Source organism: Uliginosibacterium paludis, assembly GCF_039631355.1.
GTDB classification, from domain to species: Bacteria; Pseudomonadota; Gammaproteobacteria; order Burkholderiales; family Rhodocyclaceae; genus Uliginosibacterium; species Uliginosibacterium paludis.
This window is the reverse complement of the sequence record NZ_JBDIVF010000017.1, coordinates 25736-48605: the sequence shown is the minus strand read 5'-3', so window position 1 is coordinate 48605 and position 22870 is coordinate 25736. Positions and strand designations below refer to the sequence as shown.

21 protein-coding genes are annotated in these 22870 nt (G+C 63.3%); 4 read left to right on the top strand and 17 right to left on the bottom strand.

All coding sequences use genetic code 11. From position 1 onward, the window contains the following. From ABDB87_RS20130 to ABDB87_RS20085, 10 genes are all read right to left on the bottom strand, one after another. On the bottom strand, positions 1-1967 hold a 1967-nt coding region (locus ABDB87_RS20130; RefSeq protein WP_345930454.1), incomplete at its 3' end, for a methyl-accepting chemotaxis protein. A gap of 29 nt (positions 1968-1996) precedes the next feature. Further along, the gene (locus ABDB87_RS20125; protein WP_345930452.1) at positions 1997-2509 is read right to left on the bottom strand and encodes a chemotaxis protein CheW; all 513 of its coding nucleotides are present in this window, start codon (positions 2507-2509) and stop codon (positions 1997-1999) included. A gap of 36 nt (positions 2510-2545) precedes the next feature. After that, on the bottom strand, positions 2546-4444 hold the full coding sequence (locus tag ABDB87_RS20120; protein WP_345930450.1) for a chemotaxis protein CheA: 1899 nt from the start codon (positions 4442-4444) through the stop codon (positions 2546-2548). Between the two features lie 21 nt (positions 4445-4465). Next, entirely contained in the window at positions 4466-4834 is a 369-nt protein-coding gene (locus ABDB87_RS20115; RefSeq protein ID WP_345930448.1) for a response regulator, read from the bottom strand. Positions 4835-4934: 100 nt separating this feature from the next. Further along, on the bottom strand, positions 4935-6704 hold the full coding sequence (locus ABDB87_RS20110; protein WP_345930446.1) for an ATP-binding SpoIIE family protein phosphatase: 1770 nt from the start codon (positions 6702-6704) through the stop codon (positions 4935-4937). Between the two features lie 3 nt (positions 6705-6707). Next, positions 6708-7016, bottom strand: a complete 309-nt coding sequence (locus tag ABDB87_RS20105) for an STAS domain-containing protein (protein WP_345930444.1) — start codon at positions 7014-7016, stop codon at positions 6708-6710. 32 nt (positions 7017-7048) lie between these two features. Then, entirely contained in the window at positions 7049-8227 is a 1179-nt protein-coding gene (locus tag ABDB87_RS20100; protein WP_345930442.1) for a methyl-accepting chemotaxis protein, read from the bottom strand. Positions 8228-8425: 198 nt separating this feature from the next. Then, positions 8426-11401, bottom strand: a complete 2976-nt coding sequence (locus tag ABDB87_RS20095; protein WP_345930440.1) for a hypothetical protein — start codon at positions 11399-11401, stop codon at positions 8426-8428. A 259-nt stretch (positions 11402-11660) separates the two neighbouring features. After that, positions 11661-12389, bottom strand: coding sequence for a DsbC family protein (locus ABDB87_RS20090; RefSeq protein ID WP_345930438.1), 729 nt, complete (start codon positions 12387-12389; stop codon positions 11661-11663). Positions 12390-12407: 18 nt separating this feature from the next. Continuing rightward, positions 12408-13580, bottom strand: coding sequence for a UbiH/UbiF family hydroxylase (locus tag ABDB87_RS20085; RefSeq protein ID WP_345930436.1), 1173 nt, complete (start codon positions 13578-13580; stop codon positions 12408-12410). Between the two features lie 183 nt (positions 13581-13763). Between ABDB87_RS20085 and ABDB87_RS20080 the strand changes: the two genes are divergently transcribed. Next, the gene (locus tag ABDB87_RS20080) at positions 13764-14999 is read left to right on the top strand and encodes a glycosyltransferase (RefSeq protein ID WP_345930434.1); all 1236 of its coding nucleotides are present in this window, start codon (positions 13764-13766) and stop codon (positions 14997-14999) included. Here the strand turns inward: ABDB87_RS20080 and ABDB87_RS20075 are convergent. From ABDB87_RS20075 to petA, 5 genes are all read right to left on the bottom strand, one after another. Next, positions 14992-15468 (bottom strand): ClpXP protease specificity-enhancing factor, encoded by a 477-nt coding sequence (locus ABDB87_RS20075; RefSeq protein WP_345930432.1) that lies wholly within the window; start codon positions 15466-15468, stop codon positions 14992-14994. The genes ABDB87_RS20080 and ABDB87_RS20075 overlap by 8 nt on opposite strands. Positions 15469-15623: 155 nt before the next feature. Beyond that, on the bottom strand, positions 15624-16223 hold the full coding sequence (locus ABDB87_RS20070) for a glutathione S-transferase N-terminal domain-containing protein (protein ID WP_345930430.1): 600 nt from the start codon (positions 16221-16223) through the stop codon (positions 15624-15626). Positions 16224-16326: 103 nt separating this feature from the next. Further along, entirely contained in the window at positions 16327-17085 is a 759-nt protein-coding gene (locus ABDB87_RS20065) for a cytochrome c1 (protein WP_345930429.1), read from the bottom strand. Further along, on the bottom strand, positions 17082-18485 hold the full coding sequence (locus tag ABDB87_RS20060) for a cytochrome b (RefSeq protein WP_345930427.1): 1404 nt from the start codon (positions 18483-18485) through the stop codon (positions 17082-17084). Before ABDB87_RS20060 ends, ABDB87_RS20065 begins: the two co-directional genes overlap by 4 nt. A gap of 3 nt (positions 18486-18488) precedes the next feature. Further along, positions 18489-19043: a ubiquinol-cytochrome c reductase iron-sulfur subunit gene (gene petA / locus ABDB87_RS20055; RefSeq protein WP_345930425.1), complete on the bottom strand. Its 555-nt coding sequence runs from the start codon at positions 19041-19043 to the stop codon at positions 18489-18491. A 349-nt stretch (positions 19044-19392) separates the two neighbouring features. Here petA and ABDB87_RS20050 point away from each other — a divergent pair, with 349 nt between their 5' ends. The 3 genes from ABDB87_RS20050 (at position 19393) to ABDB87_RS20040 (ending at position 21590) form a co-directional block, all read left to right on the top strand. Further along, on the top strand, positions 19393-20169 hold the full coding sequence (locus tag ABDB87_RS20050) for an HAD-IIA family hydrolase (protein ID WP_345930423.1): 777 nt from the start codon (positions 19393-19395) through the stop codon (positions 20167-20169). Between the two features lie 98 nt (positions 20170-20267). Then, positions 20268-21032, top strand: coding sequence for an enoyl-ACP reductase FabI (gene fabI / locus ABDB87_RS20045; protein WP_345930421.1), 765 nt, complete (start codon positions 20268-20270; stop codon positions 21030-21032). Between the two features lie 57 nt (positions 21033-21089). Further along, on the top strand, positions 21090-21590 hold the full coding sequence (locus ABDB87_RS20040) for a MaoC/PaaZ C-terminal domain-containing protein (protein WP_345930420.1): 501 nt from the start codon (positions 21090-21092) through the stop codon (positions 21588-21590). Positions 21591-21598: 8 nt separating this feature from the next. On the opposite strand, the gene ABDB87_RS20035 is transcribed toward ABDB87_RS20040, so the two are convergent. Both ABDB87_RS20035 and recR read right to left on the bottom strand, forming a co-directional pair. Continuing rightward, positions 21599-22252: a DUF2059 domain-containing protein gene (locus tag ABDB87_RS20035; protein WP_345930418.1), complete on the bottom strand. Its 654-nt coding sequence runs from the start codon at positions 22250-22252 to the stop codon at positions 21599-21601. Then, a complete protein-coding gene (gene recR, locus ABDB87_RS20030) occupies positions 22252-22839 on the bottom strand; it encodes a recombination mediator RecR (RefSeq protein ID WP_345930416.1) in 588 nt (195 codons plus the stop codon). Before recR ends, ABDB87_RS20035 begins: the two co-directional genes overlap by 1 nt. Positions 22840-22870: the final 31 nt, after the last annotated feature.

The window sequence follows — 22870 nt, the reverse complement described above, 5'->3', positions numbered from 1 at the left end:
ACCGCTGCGTTGAGCGCGAGGATGTTGGTCTGGAAGGCGATGCCGTCGATCACGCCGATGATGTCGACGATCTTGCGCGAGCTCTCGTTGATCGCGCCCATCGTGGTAACGACCTGACCGACCACGTCGCCGCCCTTGCCCGCCACTTCGGATGCACCTTCGGCGAGCTGGTTGGCCTGGCGGGCGTTCTGCGCGTTCTGCTTCACCGTGGAGGTGAGCTCTTCCATGCTGGAGGCGGTCTCTTCGAGCGAGGCGGCCTGCTCTTCGGTGCGCGACGACAGATCGGTGTTACCGCTGGCGATTTCGGAAGCCGCGGTATGGATGGTTTCCGAGGCTTCGCGGATCTGGCGCAGCATCTGCTCGAGGCTGCGCACGGTGCCATTGGTGTAGTTCTTCAGGTTGCCGAAGGTGCCCGGGTAGTCGGCCGTGATTTTTTCGGTGAGGTCGCCCTTGGCGACGGCTTCGAGTACGCGCGCAATGTCCTTGAGGCCGGTGTCGGTCACGTCGGAGAGGCGGTTGAGCAGCTCGGAGAGTTCGCGGGTGTAGCCGCGCTTGTCGGAGAGGTCGATCTTCACCGAGAAGTCGCCGCGCACGGCGGCGGCTTCCACCGTATTCTTGATTTCGCCCACGATCTTGGCCAGCGCCTGCGCCGTGCCGTTCACCCCGGTCTTGGTCTGCCCGAAGAGGCCCGGGTAGTCCTTGGTGATGGTTTGCGAAAGGTCACCGGCGGCCAGCGCATTGGCCACACGCAGCACGTCGTTGAAGCCGACGTCGCAGGTTTCGGCGAGCGTGTTCAGATCCTGCACCATGTCGCGGAACATGAACTCGAAACGGCTGGTATCGATGCGGCGCGAGAAGTCCCCCGCCACACCGGCGGCCACCACGTTCTTGATCTCGGAGCTGACGCCAAGCAGGCTCTTCTTCACCTCGTCCATCGCCGCGGTAATCTTGGCCTTGTCACCGGGCAGGCGGTCCATGTCGATCGAGAAATCGCCCCGCGCATACAGCGAGATCACTTCGACGACACGCATCTTCACCGCGATGTGGGAGGCCACCAGTTCATTGATGTCCGTCGCCATCTTGCCGAAGGTGCCGGGGAAGGCACTGGCATCGATGTGCTCCTTGATCCAGCCTTCGGCATGGCGCCGCGCCATGGTCTCCTGGGCCGCGACAAAGGCGTTGAGCGAGTCCTGCATGGCCTTCATCGTGGCCATCATGCTGGCGGAGTCTCCACTGCGCAGGACAATGGCATTATCGAGCCGGCCCCGGCCGATATTGGCCAGCACCTCGCGTGCGAGGTCGGGCTCACCGCCGAGCTGCGCCGAGATGCGGCGGATGATGAGCCAGGCCAGCACGGCAGCCAGGATCACGCTCGCAATCGAGAGCGAGACGAGCACGATGGTGTCGGCCCTCACCGCATGCGCGGCGGCGTTGCCGTCACGCTCGACGAGTCCCTCCTGGAACTCGATGAGCTTCATCAGCGAATCCATGTAGTCGTTCTGCGGCCCGCGCATGGTCTCGAGCAGGAAGCGGCCGAGGTCATCGCGCTTGGCGGTCTGCGTCATTTTCATGAGCTCGTCGAGCACCTGCACATAGGCCGCACGCTTGGTCGTCATCACGCCCAGCAGGCGACGGCCCTCCTCCGACGTGATGGAGGCGTCGAGCTTGTCGAGATTCTCCTGGATGATCCGACGCGCGTCGGTAATCCGCTCCATCTCCTTCTTGACCGCCGCCTGATCGGACACCAGCGCGATGTTGCGCGTGCTGCGTGCGACCAGGTTCAGCGCATCGATGATGTCATGAGCCTGGCGGGTTTTCGGAAAGCGGTCCTTGATGACCAGGGTGATCTGGTCATTGACCTGGTTCAGCGACACGATGGCCCACACGACGCCGACCAGCATCAGGCCCACCACAGCAGCAAAGGCGAGGCCAAGGCGGGTAGCGAGCCTCATTCGGGATGCACTCATTTTTCATCTCCTCGGTGTGCGCGCCCGTCTCAGGCGACGGCTTCTTCCATGAGCGCCATGTCGCGACTGCTCATGAGTTTTTCGATATCGACAAGAATGATCATGCGTTCGTCCACGGCGCCGAGCCCGCGGATGTAGCGGGTATCCATCGCGGCGCCGAATTCGGGCGAAGCCTTGATCTGAACGGGTTGCAGCGTGATCACGTCGGAGACGCCATCGACCACGATGCCGAGCACACGGCCCAGCACGTTGAGGATGATCACGACAGTGAATTGATCGTAGGTCGCCTCCCCCACGTTGAACTTGAGGCGCATGTCAACGATCGGCACGATCACGCCGCGCAGATTGATCACGCCCTTGATGAAGGGTGGCGAGTTGGCGATGGCCGTGACGGCGTCATATCCCCGGATCTCCTGGACCTTGAGGATGTCGACGCCGTACTCCTCCTTGCCGAGCGTGAAGGTGAGGTACTGCGCACTGTCCGCATTGCTGACCACGTCCGCCGAGATCAGTGCATCGGATTCCTGTGTGGCCTGTGTCATAGATACTCTCCCGCAAAGAAATCAGTGCTCGTCCGCTCAGCCGCCAAGGCCGATCCGGATGACGCCGGGCACGTCGAGAATCAGGGCCACATGCCCGTCTCCCATGATCGTGGCGCCGGAGATGCCCGGCACGCGCCGGTAGTTCGCTTCCAGACTCTTGATCACCACCTGATGCTGCCCCAGCAGATCGTCTACCTGCAGTGCCGCGCGCGTTTCGCCCGCCTGCACCAGCAGCAGGATGCGGTTGCCGCCTTCGGGCGCGGCGGGCGTGCCGAGCACTTCGGCCAGCGGAATCAGCGGCAGGTAGTCACCGCGCACATGCACCACTTCGCGCTGGCCGGCGATCGGGCGGATCTCGCTCTGCTCGGGCTGAAGCGACTCGAGGATGTAGGTCAGCGGAATGATGAAGATCTCCGGCCCCACCGCGACCGACATGCCGTCGAGGATCGCCAGCGTGAGCGGCAGGCGGATCACGAAGCTCGCCCCCTGGCCTTCGGTAGAGCTGATCTCGATGCGCCCGCCCAGATCGGAGATGTTGCGGCGAACCACATCCATGCCCACACCGCGGCCGGACACGTCGGTGACCTGCTCGGCGGTGGAGAAACCCGGCGCGAAGATGAGCTGCCAGACTTCGGCATCGCTCATCGCATCGGATACGGCGATGCCCTTCTCCGAAGCCTTGGCGAGAATGCGCTCGCGGTTGAGGCCGGCGCCGTCATCGATCACTTCCACCACGATGCTGCCGCCCTGCTGCGAGGCACGCAGAATCACCGTGCCGCGTTCAGGCTTGCCGGCGGCCAGACGCTTTTCGGGTGACTCGATGCCATGGTCGATGCTGTTTCGCACCAGGTGGGTCAGCGGGTCGACGAGCTTCTCAATCAGGCTGCGGTCGAGCTCGGTGCCCTCGCCCTGGATGATGAGCTCCACGCCCTTGCCGAGCTTGTGGGAGAGGTCGCGCACCACGCGCGGAAAACGGTTGAACACGAAACTGATCGGCAGCATGCGGATCGACATCACCGCCTCCTGCAGATCACGGGTATTGCGCTCAAGCAGGTTCAGCGAGTTCTGCAGTCGCTCGGCCATCGGCCCTTCGATCTTCGCGCCGGTTTCGTTGAGCATGGCCTGGGTGATCACCAGCTCGCCGACCAGGTTGATCAGCTGGTCAACACGCTCGACGCTGACACGGATCGACGCCGCATCGGGATTCGCGGGGGCCGCCCGCGGAGCGGCGCGCGCAGGACCGGCGGCCTCCGCCTTGCCGGCTGGAGCACCCGATACCGGGGCCTGAGCAGGCGGAACCGGCTCGAAAAGCCCGAAGCCCTCAATGTCCGGGCTCCCGGCCGGAGCTGCTGCGGGCGCCGGGGCCTGTGGCTCGAAAAAGCCGAAGCCTTCATCCTGCTCATTCTGCCCTCCTGTACCGGGCTGAGGCTCGAAGAAGCCGAAGCCCTCGTCCTGCGGAGCGGACGGAGCATCGGGCTGCGGTGACGGCTCGAACAGACCGAAACTGCCGTCGTCTTCCGCAACAGCCGGCACATTCGTGCGGGCGGCGGTCTCGCCCAGATGCTCGTAGCGCGCGCACATGGCGACATACTCGTCTTCATCAACCTCGTCACCACTGCGGCAGGCCTGCAGCAGCAGACGCAGATAGTCGACCGCCGCCAGAAACTCGTCGGCCAGCGCTTCGCTCATCGCGGCACGGCCCGAGCGGATGCGGTCGAGATGGGACTCGAGGATGTGAGTCAGCCCGGCAAGCTTCTGGAAACCGAAAATGCCTGCGCCGCCCTTGATCGAGTGCGCAGCGCGGAAAATGCTGTCGAGGTCTTCGGCCTGCGGAGCTGCCGGATCAACGGCCAGCAGCAGTCGCTCCATGTCGGCCAGATGGTCGGTGGCCTCTTCGAAGAAGGTCTGGAAGAACTGGGAGAGATCGACGGACATGGCAGCGCCCTCGTCCGCGGTTCAGACCAGAACCTTCGCCACGACCTGGAGCAGCTTCTGCGGGTCGAAAGGCTTGACCAGCCATCCCGTCGCGCCCGCTTCACGCCCCTTGGCCTTCATGTCTTCACCGGCTTCGGTGGTGAGCATGAGAATGGGCGTTCTCTTGTATTCATTGAGTGCGCGGAGACTGCGAATGAGGGTCAGGCCGTCCATGACCGGCATGTTCTGATCCGTAAACACGAGGTCAAAGACCTTGAGGCGTGCCTTGTCCAGCGCGGCCTTGCCGTCTGCGGCCTCTTCGGTCTCGAACCCGGCGCCCTTCAAGGTGAAGTTCACCATCTGCCGGATCGACACCGAGTCATCCACGATCAGGATTTTCTTTCCCATCATCCGCTCCTCATGTCTCCACTCTGTCCATTACGGAAGGGAGCGACAGTTCCTCATGTGCATCAACGGGCAGCGCGGGTAAACACCCAGCAAGGGCCGGACTTCAGAGCAGGTATTCCGCCTCGACGCGGTTGCCCGCCCCCCGGTACCGGACACTGCGGCACAGGCTGCGAATCAGGCGCACACCGCGTCCGCCCGCGAGGAGCTCAGGGTCTGAGAGGGCATGTTCGAGCCGGAGGTTTTCGTCCGAGCGCTCGCCGACTGCGTCGCAGTGCGCGCAGAGGCCGCGACAGAAGCCCTTGCCTGAATCCTCGATGCTGATCAGCAGCACGCCGACAGCGCCCTGCAGCCGGTAATCGAAGCGGATGGCGACAAAGCCCGTCTGCAGTTGCTCGAGCTTCTGCTGGCGTTGCGTGTAGTAGGCCATGAAGCCGTCATCGCTGTTCTTCATGGCCGAATCGAGACCGAGCACACCGTGATCGAGTGCGTTGCTGAACAGTTCCATGACAATCACATAGATCTGCTGCAAATGGCGCGGTGGAATGCCGAAACTCTCGAGGTGATGCATCGCCAGCGGAACCGGATCGACCCTTTTCAGGTTGGCGCCTTCAAGGCGCAGCGACCATTCCCAGGGATCCGACGGATGCCGCGGTGCCGCTACTTCGCCGGCATGCCCGGCGCCGGCCAGCAGTCCCTCGCAACAGGGCATCACGACCAGACTGATGTCATCCCGCTGCTCCGCGCTGCCGGTAAATCCGGTCAGGGCCGTTTGCAGGCGCTCGAAGGCATCCATCCCCCGGGAAGCTTCGAGCTGCGCCAGGAAACGCGCCTCGCCGAAGGCCTCGCCCTGCTCGTTGCAGGCTTCGGTCAGCCCGTCGCTGCACATGACAAAAACATCGCCATGAACGAGAACGATCCGCTCGGGCTGCGTGCCCGGCATGAAATCCGACAGTACGCCCAGTGGCGGATGATGGGAGGCGATCATGCGGCGGCTGCCATCTTCGCGACAGAGGATCATCTCGGGCATGCCGCTGTTCCAGGCCAGCGCGGTCTTGAGATCGGGATCGATGCGCAGGGCTGACGCCGCCAGGAAGATGCCGGTGGGCAGCAGGCGATTGAGCTTGCGATTGATTTCCGCCATGACGTCGATCAGCGTGAAGCCCTTGGCCGTCATGGTCCGGAAGGTTTCCGAGGTTGGCAGCGCGCCGATCGCGGCGGCCAGCCCGTGACCGGTGAAATCCCCCAGCAGCACGGCAATGCCGCCGCCGGGCGCATGGCAACTCAGGAACAGGTCTCCGTTGAAGACGCTGGCCGACTTCAACCAGCGCCGGATCGGCGGAATGGACACGTTCGAGGCCATGACAAAGTCATTGAACACCTGCTCGGCAATCGACTGCTCGAACTCCATGCGGCCATACAGATCGGCCAGCTCCTGCCGCTGCGCGCGCAGGTTTTCATAGAGCCCGCGGATGCGCTCGATGGCGAGAATTCTGGCCCGCAAGGTCACGAAGTCGACCGGCTTGGACAGGAAGTCGTCCCCTCCCGCCTCGATGCAGGCGGTCAGTGCCTGCTGCTCGCTCAGGCCGGTCAGGAACAGGACCGGCACGAAACGTTCGCCGGACAGGCGCTTGATCGTGCGCGCCACTTCATAGCCATCCAGGTCGGGCAGCATGACGTCGAGGAAGACGATCCCCGGCTGGAGGCGCTCGAAACTCGCAATGGCCTCACGGCCGTCAGCGGCCAGCACCACTGCGTAGCCCTGCCCGCGCAGTTGCGCGGCCAGTACGAGTCGCGTCGTGGTGTCGTCGTCGACGACCAGGGCCACGCCGCAGAAGGTCGCGCTGTCGAGACCGGCCTTGACAGGCGACAACATGCCTCAGTCCTCGATCCGGAACAGCTTGTCGAAACTGGTGATTTCCAGGATACGCCGAATGACGGGAGAAGGCCGGTGCAGCACGACCGTGCCGCGATGCTGCTTGGCGTGCTCGTTGAGCAGCAGCAGCATGCCCAGCGCGGCGCTGTCCATGTATTCCGCCTGCGTCAGGTTCAACCGGATCAGACTGTCGGGAACGGTGTATTCACGATAGGTGTCGCGAAACTCGCGGTGAAGGGAGAACTGGAAACTGCCTGACACGCTGATTTCGAGCGTCCGGCCGTCCTCGCTCCTGATTGCGGTAAATGCCATGAGATGCTCCTCCGGAATGACGGATCAGCGCGTCAGAAGAGATCGACGCTGCCTGCTTGCATGGACGTCTGCGACACGATGCCGTGCCGGTGAGTCTGCTCATGCTCGGCCCGCAATGCCTGGACAGCTTCGCGCAAGCGGTCGGGATCGTCCCCCGCCTGACGCGAGAGCAGCATGCCGACCTCGCGCAGATAGGCCGCACGCTTGCGGGCATCGTCCAGCGCCTGGCGGGCGATGTCCTCGAACTGCAGGGAGCGGATCGAGTCGTCCACTGCGTGGCCGATTTTCGACGCGACATCCCCCACCTTGTTGGCACTCGCGGAGAATTCGGAGTTGAGCTGTTCGACATTGCCGAGCATGTTCTCGACACGCTGCTTGGTGAGGATGCATTCGTTCATGTCACGCGAAGCCATGCTCGAAACGGTTTCCCGCACGCGTTCGATGGAGTCGCGCGCGCCCACCATGCGGTCGCGGATCCGGCCATTGATCTTCTCGGAGACCTGGGCCAGATTGCGAACCTCGTCGGCCACGACGCCGAAGCCCTTGCCGGCTTCGCCCGCGCGTGCCGCCTCGATCGAGGCGTTGAGCGCCAGCAGATTCGTTTTCTTGGCGAGCCCCTCCACTTCGTCAACGGCTTCGAAGATGGCTTCAGTCTGGGTCACCATGTCATCGATGTTGTGCACGGTGGTCATGCTCTGCACACTCACCTGGATCAGCAGCTCGACAAAGCTGTTGAGCATGCGGCCCACCTGTTCGGCGAACTCCTGCATGTCCATGCCACCACCCGTCGTGACTTTCTCCGAATGGACCAGCACGTCCCGCACCACGCCCTGCTGATAGACGGACTGCCCGGCAATAGCCTGAAGCCCTTCACTGAGCGTGGCGACCGATTCGTGCAGAAGCGCCTGGGTTCGTGCGATCTCCTCCTCGATGGCGCCCAGTTCGTGCTCGAGCGCACCATCAAGCGCCTCGCACAGCCCGCGCAGGTCGGCAGGTGGCGGTATCGCATCAGGCTGGGCGAGTTCCGCAGGCGCCTCGGCCCCGCGCGCAGTTCGCACGCCCAGAATCACGCCGGCGGCCACGCAGGCGAGCCCGATCCAGAGCCCCCAGGAACCCGCCGCAAAAGGAAACAGGACGCCCATGCCAACCAACGCCCCGGCGAGCGCCGCCCCCAGGTTTACCGCCCGGATATTGAACTCGCTCAGGCTCATGTCCTCTCCCGTACTTGCTCAGCACACTCCGGCCTTAACGACGGAAGCCCCCCGTTCTTGACGAACCTGCCCTTGCGGGACCCCTGAAGCCGCACCTGGCCGCTCACGCGAAGCGCACGCGGTGTGTCGTCGCATCCGGCGTGCAGGCGAAAAAAACGGCCACCCTCCGGGTGGCCGTCCGCAGCAAAGCAGGAAAGATCAGTAGCCCGTGGTCACGCCCAGGCCCGAAGGGAGTTTGCCGGCCAGATCCGCCGGCGTGAAGGCGCCGGTTCTCCAGATCAGCCAGTCCATGCTCGACTTGTACTGATAGCCGGTATTGATATCGCCAAAGTAGATCTGGCTCCAGCTGGCGTTTGAAGTGGTTCCCGTCGGGAAGGCCGTGACGGCGGCATTCAGGATCGCCGTGGCGCCACCGTCCAGATACACCTTCACCGTACCGGCCGTCGCACTGCTGAGCGTGATCACGACCTGATAGGTATGCGCGGCGCTGGTGTCAAACGCGGCAGAACTGAGCGTGCAGGGCGAGCTTGAGCAGGCGCTGCTCGACACACCGCCCAGCGTCAAAACACCCCCGCCGCTCACATTCGCACCGATCGACAGCGGAACGAAAATGCCGGACTTGGTGCCGCTGGAATCGGGCGTCGCGCTGAGCGGCACGAAGGAGGTGTAGAGATCCAGCACACGCAGGCTGTTCGTGCTGTTCCCCGTCACCCGGGTTACATAGGTCAGGCTCTTGGGATAGGTATCGCTGCCCTCGAACGCGAAGGGGGTGCCGTAGGCAGCCTTGTCCGTCGCCAGATTGTTCGTCGTGCTGTCGATCGTCAGTACGCCCCCCGCAGCGGTCGCCATGTTGAGGAAGCCCGTCGTCGTGAACAGGTTCAGCTGCGCATAGCTTCCATCAGCCTGAACGACTGAACCCGGCACGATCGGATGCTGATTGGCATTGTAGATATTCCAGCCATCGCCCCCGGATTTGGTGACCGGCGCCGTATGCGCTTCCCGCCCGCTGAACGAATAGTTGGTGCCATAGCTGATGCGATGGCCCGTCTGGCGCAGATCGATACCGCGCGAACCCGTTGTGGCGCTGAGCACCGGCGTCGCACTGTTCTTGCAGGCGTTGCCCAGGCCATCCGTCTCGCTGTCAAAGCCAACGGTGATCGACTTGGCTCCAATCGGACGCACGGCGTCACTGAGGTTGTAACGCACCATCAGGTTGCTCGCGTCACGGGCATTGCCGCTCAAGGATGCGCTGCTGACCAGCGGTGCACCGCTGGCGAGCGTCCAGTTGAGGGTGGCGCTTGAGAACGGCGCGGCCTTGGCGTTGCTGACACCGGGGTCCAGATAGGCCAGAGAGTCCGCCGTCAGGCTGGGCCACGCATTCTGGAACGCCGCGTCAGGCCCGCGCGGCTTGTCCGTCATGTAGGTGGTGAAGACTTCCGGCGTTGCCGGGGCGTCCACCGAGAACACCTCGAAGGTATAGGCCGGCAGTTCCGGAATTTCGCTTACGGCCACCGGTGTCACGGCGCGATTGGTGGGCGTGTCGGGCATGGTGGCCGGGCCGCTGGAAGCCACCACTCCCTTGCTGGAGTAGCCGCGCACTTCGTTCCAGAAGTCGCTGCCGGTATAGCCACCGCCCATGGGCATGGCGTAATAGCGCCAGCTGCTCGTGGTCGATGCCGTCGCGGCGAAGGCTGCAGTCTTGCCCGTTGCATCAGGCAGGCTGCCGTCGCTGCTGTACACCGCCATGAAATCGCCGGAGCCACAGGTTGCCGAGCGCGCCAGAACAAGCCCGGCAGCCGGCAAGGCCGGCCCTTTGACCCGTACGGCATACACCTTGGCAGCAGCGGCAAGGCTCGGATCAAAACTCAGCTGCAGGGCCGCGTCATAGCGCGACAGATTGCCGATGCGCTTGCCCTTGTCCGGCCCGTAGTTGTTGCCCAGGCGCGGGTTGAAGACCACGTCGTTGATCTGATACAGGCGTGCCGAAATGCCCAGGTTGTACTTGCGCTGGTTACCCTGCAGCTTGAAGTTCTGGCCACTAGTGTCCGAGCTGAGCAACACGGTGGTCGCGGTACCGCCGCCTTCGGCGAAGATGGGCAGGCGCGCAGAAATGTTCACGCCGCCATCGGAACGCCCGAAGGACGCAATCATTTCCGCTTGCCCGATCGTCGCCCCCTGCGGCAGATCGCGGAAACGCGGACCCCAGTTCCCCAGGAGGTCAGTGCCGTTGCTGAAGTAGCTCTTGTCAAAGGCGCTCAGGCTGCTCGCAGAGCACGCCCCCTTGAGTGCCGTCGGCTTGGCCGGGGTCACGCTGGCGTCCAGCGCGATGCGCTCTGACGGAGCGAGCGCCAGACAGGCATTGAGCTGCGTGCGCAGCAAGGCCAGCAAGTCGTTTGCCGAACTGGTCGAAACGGTGGGTCTGGGCAGTGCGGTGGGCGCATCCCTGGCGGGGTCCCTGAGCGTGACGGTTGCGCTGGCGCCCGAGGCGCCGCTGGCCACCGGACTGAGGGCGTTGGTCAGCGTCACGCCCGTATCGCCCAGAGTGACCTTGACGGCTTCCAGCAGCTTGTCGCCTCCGCTCTTCAGGTCTGCGGCAAACGGCGTACTGATCGGGTCGAAGCCGGCAACGCCATACTCCTTGGCGACCTCGGCAATGACGGCCTTGATCGCTGCGCGCGCTTGCGCCAGCCTGGCCTGATCCAGTGCAGCCAGCGCCCCCGCGCCGGCAAACTCGTCCGGGTTGTTGCCGGTGCTGGAGGCCAGCGCCACGATGGCGGTCGTGATCGGGGTGATGTTGACGGTGCTGCTGCTGCCCTTGGCCGGTGCAGCCGTCACCAGTGCGGAATAAGTCCGGACTTCATCGCCGGACTGGCCCGTGGCGGTCATCAGGAAGGGCGCGCTCAGTCCTGCGACATCGATCGTGTAGCTGCCATCGCTGCCCGCCGTGGCGGTTCGGCTCACGCCTGCCGCGTCCTTCAGCGAAATCGTCGCATTCGCCAAGGGCGCGCCAAATGCGGCCGTGCCGGTGACCAGTTGCGTGCTGGCCTGCGAACTGGCGGTGCTGCTGGAAGGGCCCGCTCCCGAGCCACCACCTCCACCGCCACCGCAGCCTTGCAGCGCGAGAATCCCTGCAGCGGCCAGACAGGCCGCCAGAACGGAAAACCTTTGATTCATTTTCGCCCTCCCCCTTTTTTTATTTGCCGGCACACGACCTTCTGCGGCCGGCCACACTGACAACAGGGGCGGGAGCTTAGCTTTTTGTAAGAAAAACTCCTACACGACCATCTTTATTAATTAGGGTTAAAAACAACAAAACCGAGCAAATTTCACACATCCAGATGTCGCAGCAATGATCTGAAAGCGAAAAAAAGGATGGCCACCAGGCCATCCTTTTCATGACGCCGGCCCTGCCGCAGCGCGGCCGGGAGGCAAATTACTTCTTCGCGCGGGCCTCGGCCTCGTTCATGGCGCGATCGAGTTCTGCCGGCGGCACATAGCCGCCGATACGGCTGCCGTCGGCCAGGAACATCGTCGGGGTGCCGGTAATGCGGTATTTGCGCGCCATATCGCCGTTCTTCTGGACCGGTGCATCGCAGTTGGCGGTGGCGGGTGCCTTGCCGTCGACCATCCAGTCATTCCAGGCTTCCGCACGATCCTTGGCGCACCAGATGTTGCGGCCCTTATCGAGCGAGTCCGGCGACAGGATGGGGATCAGGAAGGTGTAGATGGTGGCGTCCTTGACGTCCTTGAGATCCTTGGCGAGCTTCTTGCAGTAGCCGCAGTTCGCGTCCTCGAAAGTGATCAGGGTGCGCTTGCCGTTGCCGCGCACCTGCTTGACGGCCTGGTTGAGCGGCAGTTCCGCCACGTTCACGCGCGAGAGCTCCGCCTCACGGGCGGCGGTGATGTTCTTGCGGTTCTTGATGTCGATGAGGGAGCCGCTCATGAGGTAGCTGCCCTTGTCATCCACATAGACCAGATCGCCATTGCTCAGCACGACTTCGTACAGACCACCGTACGGCACTTTCTGCAGGCTGACGATGGAGCCCTGATCGCGCAGGATGCTGCCGACCGCTTTGCGGACTTCGGCTTCGCCGGCCAGTGCGGGAAGGCTCAGCGCGAGGGTGCAGGCAGCCAGGAGGGCTCGCCGGAGGGTCTGATTCAAGGTGTTCTCCAATCCGTTTCAGGTCAGCCCCGCTGCATAGCGTGCAAGCACGCTGCGCAGCGGAGAAATCGAGCCGGCCAGACTCAGGCCGGCGTTGCGCAACAGGCTCAGCGGGCCGGAGGACGGCTTGAAGAGCCGGTGCAATCCATCCGTGAGTTCCCGCACGAGCAGGGTTTCTTCCGCACGCGCCCGCTGCCAGGCGCGCAATACGTTCTCGTCACCGCAGTCCCTGAACGCCGGCAGGGCAAGCAGACGATCCGCCAGCGCCCGGGCATCCTGGAAGCCCAGATTGATGCCGTGGCCCGAGAGCGGATGCACCGCATGGGCGGCGTCGCCGATCAGCGCCAGACGCGACGCAACCGTGCTGTCGAGCTTCATGAAGCGCAGCGGAAAACCGGCCGCGGGCGTCAGGAGCTCAAGTTTGCCGAGGCGGTGCCCGCCCGCCTCCGCCACCTTCGCGGTAAAAGCCTCCGGCGAGAGTGCCAGCATCGCGTCAGCCTGCGCGTCGGGCGTAGACCAGACGATTGAAAAGCGGTTCCCCGGCAGGGGCAGCCAGGCGAGGATGCCATCCTCGCGGAACCACTGGAAGGCCGTTCCGGCGTGCGGTCGTTCGCAGGCGAAGTTCGCAACCACGCCCAGCTCTTCATAGGGCCGCAGATGCGCCTGGATGCGGGTCTGGCCTCGCACCCATGAGTTCACGCCATCAGCGCCAACGACCAGCGAAGCCTGGCATTCACGCCCGTCGGACAAACGCAGGCGGGCAGCCTCCGGTCGGAAATCGAGCGCAGCAGGCTCTGCCGGGCAGAGGATCTCGATGTTGGGCTGACGCCGCGCGGTTTCCCACAGTTCGCTGGCCATGCGGCCGGCTTCAACGATGCTGGCAAGGCTCTGCATGCCGCATTCGTAAGCGGAAAAGGCCAGCCTGCCGCCCGCATCACCTGACACGTCCATGCGCTCGACCGGTCCGATACGGTCGGCATCCAGGTGATCCCAGATCCCGCAGCGGCGCAGGAAGTCCACATTCGCGGGGCTCACCGCATAGATGCGCGCATCCCAGCCGGCTGCCGCCTGCGGTCGCTGGCGCTCGACCAGACCGATCCGGTAGCGACTGCCGCGCAGGGCGCAGGCAAGGCTGGCACCGGAAAGGCCAGCGCCGACGATCAGGATGTCGAAGTGTTGTGTCTTGCTCATGCGTAAGGCTTCAGGGCAGCGGCCCGATTGGAGTGCAGATTCTGCCACGCCGGGGCGCGAAGCGGGACGCGCCGGGCCGGCGAGCCTTGCCGCTTGCCGCTGCCCGGTACGGCGCCCGGCCGACGCAACATGCCGGTCATGTGGCAGGTCTAGAGTGGCGCCACCCTGAACAGCGAGCAGACCATGAAAATCCTGATGATTTCGGATGTCTATTTTCCGCGCATCAATGGCGTATCGAGCTCGATCGAAACCTTCCGCAAGGGCCTGCTCGACTGCGGCATGGAGAGCACCCTGGTCGCGCCGGCCTATCAACCGGAACAAACGGGGGTCGCAAGCGATCCGGACGGCGTGGTGAGGATTCCCGCCCGCAAGGTGCCCTTCGACCCGGAAGACCGCCTGATGCACCGGCGCATGCTGGATCAGTGGCTCGCGGGCCACGCAGCCGGTTTTGACCTCGTGCACATCCAGACGCCTTTCCTGGCCCACTACGCCGGCGTGAAGGCCGCCCGCGCAGCCGGCCTGCCGGTGCTGGCCAGCTATCACACCTATTTCGAGGAATACCTGCATCACTACATTCCGCTCCTGCCGCGGAGCCTGACGCGGGCCGCCGCCCGACGTTTCTCGCGGGCGCAGTGCAACGACCTGGACGCCGTGATCGTGCCCTCCCGCGCAATGGAACAAACGCTGCATGACTATGGCGTCAGCCGTCCGCTGCAGATCATCCCGACCGGCCTGCGCGAGCAGCATTTCCTGAACGGCGATGGCGCGGGCTTCCGCTTCCAGCACGGAATCGATCCGGCCCGGCCACTGCTGCTCTTCGTCGGGCGCGTAGCGTTCGAGAAGAACATCGGCTTCCTGCTCGAAGTCGTCGAGCAGCTGCGACGCAGCCAGCCGGAAGTCCTGCTGCTCATCACCGGTGAAGGGCCCGCGCAGGAGGGACTGCGGGCAGACTGCGAGCGTCGTGCGCTGTCCTACAACGTGCGCTTCATGGGTTATCTCGACCGCAGCCACAGCCTCGCCGATTGCTATCAGGCGGCGGACCTCTTCGTTTTTGCCTCACGTACCGAAACGCAGGGGCTGGTGCTGCTGGAAGCCATGGCGCAAGGCAAACCGGTCGTGGCGCTCTCGGCCATGGGAACGCGCGATATCCTCGAAAACACGCCGGGCGCCGTGATTGCGCGCGATGACGTCCTTCACTTCAGTCAGTGCGTGGGCGAGCTGCTGCAGGATCGGGCACGCCTCATCCAGCTGGGCCGGGCCGCACGCGCTTCAGCCGAACGCTGGTCAGGGAAGGAAATGGCGCAACGGGTGGCCGCGCTGTATGAGTCGATTGACGCGCAACACCACCGACCGGCAAGGTCCGCTCGCGCGGCCTCACCACAAGGCGTACTGTCCGGGCAGGACAATCCGCTTACTTGATCCGGCGCAGATGGCCGCCCCGCGCGGGAGCGGGTGAAGCCGGCCCCGGATCATCGCCTTCAGGCTCGTCCGGCTGCGCGCTTTCTTCCGGCACAGCATCAACCGGTGCTGCTTCGGCTTCAACGAGTCCGCCCAGCTCCATTGCCGAGCCTGCGAGCATGCCGGGCTGGAATGCCATGCCCTGCCCGTTCTCACGCGCATAGATGGCGAGAACCTGCGTGATCGGCACATAGAGACTCTCGACCTTGCCGGAGAAACGGGCCTGGCAGCTCAGGGCCTCATCATCGATCAGCAACTGGTTGGTCGCGTACGGAGCGATGTTGAGCACGATCTGTCCGTCCCGGACATGCTGGACCGGCACGCGTGTCCGCGCATCGACCTGGACGGCAACATAGGGCGTGAAGCCGCCGTCGACACACCAGTCGAAAATGGCTCGCAGCAGATAAGGCTTCGTTGACGATGTGCTCATGATGCAATTCTTTCCTGTACACCCGGACAGCATGGACTGGCGGGTTTCAAAGCAGGTTCCATTCCCGCATCAGCAGACAGAAAAACGAAACGGCTTGCGGGCTCAGCCCGGCAAGCCGTCGTCCGACATGCCGGGCTGAGCCCGGCCTGCCTTCCTCAGCGGCGCATGGCGCGCTCGGAAGGCGTCAGAGCATCAATGAAGCCCTGACGGGTAAAGATCCGCTCGGCGTACTTCATCAGCGGCGCCGCGGTCTTTGGCAGCTCGATGCCGTAATGTTCCAGACGCCACAGCAGCGGAGCAATCGCCACATCCAGCATCGAGAACTCGTCACCCAGCATGTACTTCTGCTTGGCAAACAGCGGCACGAGCTGCATCAGCTGGTCACGGACATGGGCACGTGCCTTGTCTGCAGCGGACTTCTGGTTCTTCTCCAGCGCCTCGATGTGCGAGAAGAGCTCATGCTCCAGCGTATGCAGCAGCTGGCGAGCCTTCGCACGCATGATCGGGTCCGGCGGCATCAGCTGCGGGTGCGGGAAACGCTCATCAATGTACTCGTTGATGATGTTCGATTCGTACAGGATGAGGTCACGGTCTACCAGCACCGGCACCCGGTTGTAGGGGTTGATGACGGCGATGTCTTCAGGCTTGTTGAAGAGGTCAACGTCGACCACCTGGAAATCCATGCCCTTTTCGTACAAGACGATCCGGCAACGGTGGCTGAAAGGATCCGTCGTACCGGAATACAAATTCATCATTGCGGAATTACTCCAGGAATATTCAGTGTCACGAACCACACGACGCCCTTGCTGCGCGTCGCTGTCGCGACTGGACAACACCATCATTTTGGTTGCACACCTGTTAATGCACGTCCTTCCAGAATGCCTTCTTCAGCATCCAGGAAAGCGCGGCAAGTACACTCAATACGGCAAGAACCGCCCAGCCGATCGTCTGACGGCTTTCGCGCGCCGGCTCACCCATCCAGGTGAGGAAGGACACGAGATTGGCGACTTCAGTGTCGTACTCTTCCTTCGTCAGGGTGCCAGGCTCGACGATCTCGAAGCCTTCGAGATGGCTGGTCTTGTTGCCATGACCATCATCCTTCTCGACGAAGTGCGCTTCCTGCACGCCCTGCAGACCATACAGGACGTGCGGCATCCCTACGCCCGGGAATACCGCGTTGTTCCAACCGGTCGGACGCGAGTCGTCACGGTAGAACTGACGCAGGTAAGTGTAGAGCCAGTCCGCGCCGCTTCCGTCTCCGGAGGCGCGGGCGCGGGCAATGACCGACAGGTCGGGCGGCGCTGCACCAAACCACTTCTTGGCATCATCGCGCCGCATGGCCACCGTCATCTGCTCACCCACCTTGTCGGCAGTGAACATCAGATTATCCTTGATCTGCTGTTCTGTCAGGCCGATCTGGGTCAGTCTGTTATACCGCAACGAACTGGCACCGTGGCAGCTGAGGCAGTAATTGATGAAGGTCTTGGCCCCGCTCTGCAGCGACGCATTGTCGAAACTCAGCGGCGCCTTGTCCAGATGGACGGATTCACTGGCCTGGGCTCCGGCGACAACAAGAGCCAGCAGCGCAACGCTTGTGGTTTTCTTGAGCAGGCTCATTTCCAGGTCACCCTTTCCGGTTCAGGTTTGGTCTTGTCGAGGCGGGTGTACCAAGGCATGAAGGCGAAGAACGCCAGATACAGCCAGGAGCAGATCTGCGACACCAGGTTGCCCACGGGCGACGGCGGCTGCACGCCCAGATAGCCGAGGATCACGAAGCAGATCACCCACACGGCAAGAATGCTCTTGTAGAGGCCGCCACGGTAGCGGATGGACTTGACCGGGCTCTGATCCAGCCAGGGCAGCAGGCCGAATACCATCACCGAACCGCCCATCAGCACGACGCCCCACACCTTGGCTTCAATCAGCAGGAGCGCGGCGACGCCGACGACCGTGACACCGAGCGAGGCCATGCGGACCATCTGGCACTTCGCCGTGCGGAAAGCCAGCACACCGGTAATCAGCACCAGTGCAGCCAGCGCCCAGACGAAGTCGGAGGTGGTTGCGCGCAGGATCGAGTAGAACGGCGTGAAGTACCAGACCGGAGCGATGTGCGGCGGCGTCTTCAGCGGGTCCGCCGGGAAGAAGTTGTTGTACTCGAGGAAGTAGCCTCCGCCTTCGGGCGCAAAGAACACGATGATCGCGAACACGATCAGGAACACGCACACGCCGAAGATGTCCTTCACCGTGTAGTACGGATGGAAAGGAATCCCGTCCAGCGGAATGCCGTTTGCATCCTTGTGCTTCTTGATCTCGACGCCGTCGGGGTTGTTGGAGCCCACTTCATGCAGCGCCACCAGGTGCGCCGCGACCAGCCCGAGCAGCACCAGCGGAATGGCGATCACGTGAAAGGCGAAAAAGCGGTTCAGGGTAGCGTCCGACACCACGAAATCGCCGCGGATGAAGATGGACAGATCGGGCCCGATCACGGGAATCGCGGAGAACAGGTTCACGATCACCTGTGCGCCCCAGAATGACATCTGCCCCCAGGGCAGCAGGTAGCCGAAGAATGCTTCCGCCATCAGACACAGGAAAATCGCGATGCCGAACAGCCAGATCAGTTCGCGCGGCTTGCGGTAGGAGCCGTAGATCAGCCCGCGGAACATGTGCAGATAGACCACGATGAAGAACATCGAGGCCCCGGTCGAGTGCATGTAGCGGATGATCCAGCCGCCCGGCACGTCACGCATGATGTATTCCACGCTGGCGAATGCCACCGGGATACCCGCCGCGTTCAGCGACGCATCCGGCTTGTAGTGCATGACCAGGAAGATACCGGTCACGATCTGCATCACCAGCACCAGCAGCGCCAGCGAGCCGAAGAAGTACCAGAAGTTGAAGTTCTTCGGCGCGTAGTACTCGGAAAGATGCGCCTTGTAGGTGGAGCTCAGCGGAAAACGCTCATCCACCCAGCCCAGGAGTTGCTGGCCTTTCTCGGCCACCACCTTGGAAGAAATCATCGCTTACGCCCCCTTCGAATCTTCGCCGATGAGCAGGCGTGTATCACTCAGATAGGTATGCGGCGGAATCACCAGATTCGACGGCGCCGGCATGCTCTTGAACACGCGGCCGGCCAGATCGAACTGCGAGCCATGACAGGGGCACAGGAAGCCGCCCGGCCAGCTTTCACCCATGCCGCTCTCCGCGCCCTTCTTGAGCTTGTCGGAGGGCGAACATCCCAGGTGCGTGCAGATACCGATGCAGACGAAGTACTCCGGCTTGATCGCGCGCGCTTCACCCTTGACGTAGGCAGGCTGCTGCGGCGCCTCGGACTTCGGATCCACCAGACGGTCTTCCGCCCCCTTCAGTGAAGCGAGCATTTCCGGCGTACGGCGCAGGATCCAGACGGGTTTGCCCTGCCATTCGACTGTCATTTTCTCACCCGGTTGCAGCTTTGACAGGTCGACTTCGACCGGCGCGCCGGCGGCCTTGGCGCGCTCGGAGGGCGTAAAACTTGCAACAAATGGTGTCGCTACGCCGACAGCGGCTATCGCGCCAACACCGGCCGTAGCAGCCATCAGCGCGCGCCGGGACGGATCCAGGCTGCATGCGCAGAATGACGCTCCGTCAGCGGATGCATCTTGTTTGTGATCGCTCATTGCAAACCCCGAGTGATTATGGTCCGGAAAGCTGCGGGATTATAGCCAAGTCGCGACAAGGGTTTAAAGCCCCGGCAATCCCGAACACGGAAAAACGCTTCTGCGCCATGAACTTGCAAAAAAATAAACCCTGATGTCATATGCACGGCGCTCACCGCAAGAGTGAATCCTGCGCCCGCTTGCCTGTTTGAGGCTGCGCAGCTCTGGTCCGGTCTTATGCGGCATACTTGGCCGAATCTTCCTCCGACTCTGCAAACAGGAATTCTTCATGGCCAAATGCATCATCTCCGACATGGACGGCGTCATCTATCGCGGCAAGCAACTCATCCCCGGTGCGAAAGAGTTCGTGCAGCGTTTGCACGACACCGGCACCCGTTTCCTGTTCCTCACCAACAACGCCGAGCAGACACCGCTGGACCTCCGGCTCAAGCTGGCCGGACTGGGTATCGAAGGGCTGGGTGAAGACAACTTCATCACGGCAGCCATGGCCACCGCGATGTTCCTGAAGAACCAGAACCAGAAACAGCATGCGACGGCTTACGTCGTGGGCGGCGGCGGACTGATCAACGAACTCTACAACGTCGGTTTCTCGATCTCGGAAACGAATCCGGACTATGTGGTCGTCGCGAAATCCTCCACCCTCAGCTACGAACAGCTCAAGAAAGCCGTCCGCCTGATCGACCAGGGCGCCAAGTTCATCGGCACGAATCCGGACATGATCGATCCGGTCGAAGGCGGACTGGAGCCCGCCGCCGGCACCATCCTCGCGGCCATCTCCGCTGCAACCGGCAAGAAGCCCTACATCGTGGGCAAGCCCAACTCACTGATGATGATGCTGGCCGCCCGCAAACTGGGCGCGCACCCCGAAGACTGCGTGATGATCGGCGACCGGATGGATACCGACATCGTGGGCGGCATGGAAGCGGGCATGAGCACGGTCCTCGTACTCTCGGGCGTCACCACGCCGACACTGATGGCGGAATTCCCGTACAAGCCGGACCACGTCTACAACAATGTGGGTGAAATCGACCTGACCGTCCTTTGACCCTCATGGGCGGTGAAGCCTCACCGCCCGAACGCCCGGGGCAGGCTGCGGAATTCGCGACTAGAATTGCTGCACCGCACACTCAACCGGAGCCTCCCATGTTCAGTCTCAGGGGCAAGCTGGGCCTTGTCGTCGGCATCGCCAATGACAAAAGCATCGCCTACGGATGCGCACGCGCTTTCCGCAACGGCGGCGCAGACCTCGCCATCACCTTTCTCAATCCAAAATCGGAAGCCTATGTCCGGCCGCTGGCCGAAACGCTGGGCGCGCCCATCATCCTGCCGCTCGACGTCGAACAGCCGGGCCAGCTCGAAACGGTATTCGAAGCCATCGGCAAGCAGTGGGGACGGCTGGATTTCCTCGTCCACTCGATCGCGTTCGCCCCGAAGGAAGATCTTCACGGGCGTGTCACGGACTGCTCGCGCGAGGGCTTCCTGCGTGCGATGGACATTTCCTGCCACTCCTTCATGCGCATGGCAAAACTTGCCGAGCCGCTGATGCATCAGGGCGGCTGCATGCTGACCATGAGCTATCACGGCGCAGATGAAGTCGTGGCCAACTACGGGATGATGGGGCCGGTGAAGGCCGCGCTCCAGTCAGCCACGCGCTACATGGCATCCGAACTCGGCCCCAAGGGCATCCGCGTTCACGCCATCTCGCCGGGGCCGCTGGCCACCCGGGCCGCGTCAGGCATCAAGGATTTCGACAATCTGATGCAGACGGCAGCCGAGCGCGCTCCGCTGCACAAACTGGTCGATATCGATGATGTTGGCGCCCTGTGCGCCTATCTCGTCAGTGATGGCGCGCGCTCCCTTACCGGCGGCACCATCCATGTGGACGGAGGCTTCAACATCATCAGCTGATCCGCATCAGGCAGCCCACCGGCGGGGTTCGCCGGCTTTCGCACAGGAGGCCGCTCCATGGACGAAATCATCGAAAACCGCACCTTCGACGAAATCGGGGTCGGTGACAGCGCCAGCCTTACCCGCACAATCCTTCAGGCCGACATCGAGCTCTTCGCGGCCCTCTCCGGTGACTTCAATCCGGCTCACCTTGATCACGACTACGCGAACAGCTCGATGTTCGCCGGCGTAATTGCCCATGGCATGTTCAGCGGGGCGCTGATCTCGACCGTGCTGGGCATGCTGCTGCCGGGCCCCGGCACCATCTATCTGGGTCAGACCCTGCGCTTTGCCCGACCCGTGAAACCGGGCGACCGGCTCACTGTCACGGTGACGGTTCGCGAAAAGCACGATGACAAGAAACGCCTGGTTCTCGATTGCCTCTGCAGCAACCAGGACGGCAAGGCGGTCGTGAAAGGCGAAGCGGAAGTCATCGCGCCGAGCGACAAGATCCGCCGGTCACGCTGCCAGCCGGGCGCGGTGAAACTCGGCGACGCCGTGTATGCGATCACGCCCTGAGTGGGCGTTCAGGGACGGCCGGTTTTCGGATTGACCGCCGGCGCAGGCAGGGCGGGCTCTGCAGCAGGCATGACAGGCATCGCAGGGGTGGCACCGGCTGGCGCCGGCACAGCCGCCGCCGCGCCAGGTCTGACTGCCGATGCGGCTTCAAAATCCGCCCGCAGACTGCGCCCCAGCCGCTTGAACTCCGGTACGGCGGTCTGGACGCGCGACTGGATCAGCTGATCGATGTCGATCGTGATCTGGGCGGTCTGCCCCACCCATTTCTGCCCGATGGCGCTGCGGTAGAAGCTCAGCAACTCGCGTACCTCCGCCTCGGAAAAACGGCTCATGTAGACCTTCGCCACCGCGTCGCGCAACGCATTCCAGTCCAGCGCGGAATCGACCGAGGCACGCGCCTTCTGCGAGAAGTTCTCGACAGCCGCCTTCTGGGGCGACGTCAGCTCTTCTTCCTTGCGCCCCTGAAGCACGTCCCCGATGAGCTCGATGGCCTGATTGTCGAGCCGCTGGCGCCAGTTCAGGGCGAGGTTCTCCACCCGCACCTGCCGCATGAGCTCATCCACCGCCTGGCGATGGGTGCGCGCATCAGCCCTGACGGCCGAAGTCGCGGAGAGCAATGACAGCAGAATGAAAAGCCGCAGGCCTGTTTTCCGGATCGCCATCACCACCCCCTGCGTTCGACAAAAGCCTGGGCGACGGTGCCCAGATCGGTGTGCTCCAGCTCGCCCCCGACCGGCACACCACGTGCGATGCGACTCACGCGCAGGCCCCGGGCGCGCAGCATCTCGCCCAGATAATGCGCCGTTGCCTCACCTTCATTGGTGAAGTTGGTCGCGAGGATCACCTCCTGCACCACGCCGTCCGACGCGCGCTCGATCAGGCGCTCGAAGCCCAGCTCGCGAGGCCCGATGCCATCCAGCGGTGACAGCTTGCCCATCAGCACGTAGTACAGACCGCGATAGGCTTGCGTCGACTCCATCACCATCAGGTCGGAAGGCATTTCGACCACGCACAGCAACGCGGGATCGCGCAGCGGACTGAGGCAGCGATCACAGACTTCCACTTCGGTAAAGGTATTGCAACGCGCGCAGTGACGCACGTCCGCCAGCGCCCGCGCCAGGGTGTCGGCCAGCCGCCCTGCGCCCTGCCTGTCGCGCTGCAACAGGTGATAGGCCATGCGCTGCGCAGACTTGGGGCCCACTCCGGGCAGGACACGAAGCGCGTCGGTCAGGGATTCGAGAAGAGGCATGAGGAAACCGCGGATGCGCCGGAAGTGACGG

What these genes read in the sequence shown, in the direction of transcription:
- recR (WP_345930416.1), bottom strand. Translation starts at nt 22,839, where the DNA reads ATGCCTCTTCTCGAATCCCTGACCGACGCGCTTCGTGTCCTGCCCGGA.
- ABDB87_RS20070 (WP_345930430.1), bottom strand. Translation starts at nt 16,223, where the DNA reads ATGATGAATTTGTATTCCGGTACGACGGATCCTTTCAGCCACCGTTGC.
- ABDB87_RS20065 (WP_345930429.1), bottom strand. Translation starts at nt 17,085, where the DNA reads ATGAGCCTGCTCAAGAAAACCACAAGCGTTGCGCTGCTGGCTCTTGTT.
- ABDB87_RS20060 (WP_345930427.1), bottom strand. Translation starts at nt 18,485, where the DNA reads ATGATTTCTTCCAAGGTGGTGGCCGAGAAAGGCCAGCAACTCCTGGGC.
- petA (WP_345930425.1), bottom strand. Translation starts at nt 19,043, where the DNA reads ATGGCTGCTACGGCCGGTGTTGGCGCGATAGCCGCTGTCGGCGTAGCG.
- ABDB87_RS20120 (WP_345930450.1), bottom strand. Translation starts at nt 4,444, where the DNA reads ATGTCCGTCGATCTCTCCCAGTTCTTCCAGACCTTCTTCGAAGAGGCC.
- fabI (WP_345930421.1), top strand. Translation starts at nt 20,268, where the DNA reads ATGTTCAGTCTCAGGGGCAAGCTGGGCCTTGTCGTCGGCATCGCCAAT.
- ABDB87_RS20100 (WP_345930442.1), bottom strand. Translation starts at nt 8,227, where the DNA reads ATGAGCCTGAGCGAGTTCAATATCCGGGCGGTAAACCTGGGGGCGGCG.
- ABDB87_RS20095 (WP_345930440.1), bottom strand. Translation starts at nt 11,401, where the DNA reads ATGAATCAAAGGTTTTCCGTTCTGGCGGCCTGTCTGGCCGCTGCAGGG.
- ABDB87_RS20035 (WP_345930418.1), bottom strand. Translation starts at nt 22,252, where the DNA reads ATGGCGATCCGGAAAACAGGCCTGCGGCTTTTCATTCTGCTGTCATTG.
- ABDB87_RS20110 (WP_345930446.1), bottom strand. Translation starts at nt 6,704, where the DNA reads ATGTTGTCGCCTGTCAAGGCCGGTCTCGACAGCGCGACCTTCTGCGGC.
- ABDB87_RS20050 (WP_345930423.1), top strand. Translation starts at nt 19,393, where the DNA reads ATGGCCAAATGCATCATCTCCGACATGGACGGCGTCATCTATCGCGGC.
- ABDB87_RS20115 (WP_345930448.1), bottom strand. Translation starts at nt 4,834, where the DNA reads ATGATGGGAAAGAAAATCCTGATCGTGGATGACTCGGTGTCGATCCGG.
- ABDB87_RS20080 (WP_345930434.1), top strand. Translation starts at nt 13,764, where the DNA reads ATGAAAATCCTGATGATTTCGGATGTCTATTTTCCGCGCATCAATGGC.
- ABDB87_RS20125 (WP_345930452.1), bottom strand. Translation starts at nt 2,509, where the DNA reads ATGACACAGGCCACACAGGAATCCGATGCACTGATCTCGGCGGACGTG.
- ABDB87_RS20075 (WP_345930432.1), bottom strand. Translation starts at nt 15,468, where the DNA reads ATGAGCACATCGTCAACGAAGCCTTATCTGCTGCGAGCCATTTTCGAC.
- ABDB87_RS20040 (WP_345930420.1), top strand. Translation starts at nt 21,090, where the DNA reads ATGGACGAAATCATCGAAAACCGCACCTTCGACGAAATCGGGGTCGGT.
- ABDB87_RS20085 (WP_345930436.1), bottom strand. Translation starts at nt 13,580, where the DNA reads ATGAGCAAGACACAACACTTCGACATCCTGATCGTCGGCGCTGGCCTT.
- ABDB87_RS20105 (WP_345930444.1), bottom strand. Translation starts at nt 7,016, where the DNA reads ATGGCATTTACCGCAATCAGGAGCGAGGACGGCCGGACGCTCGAAATC.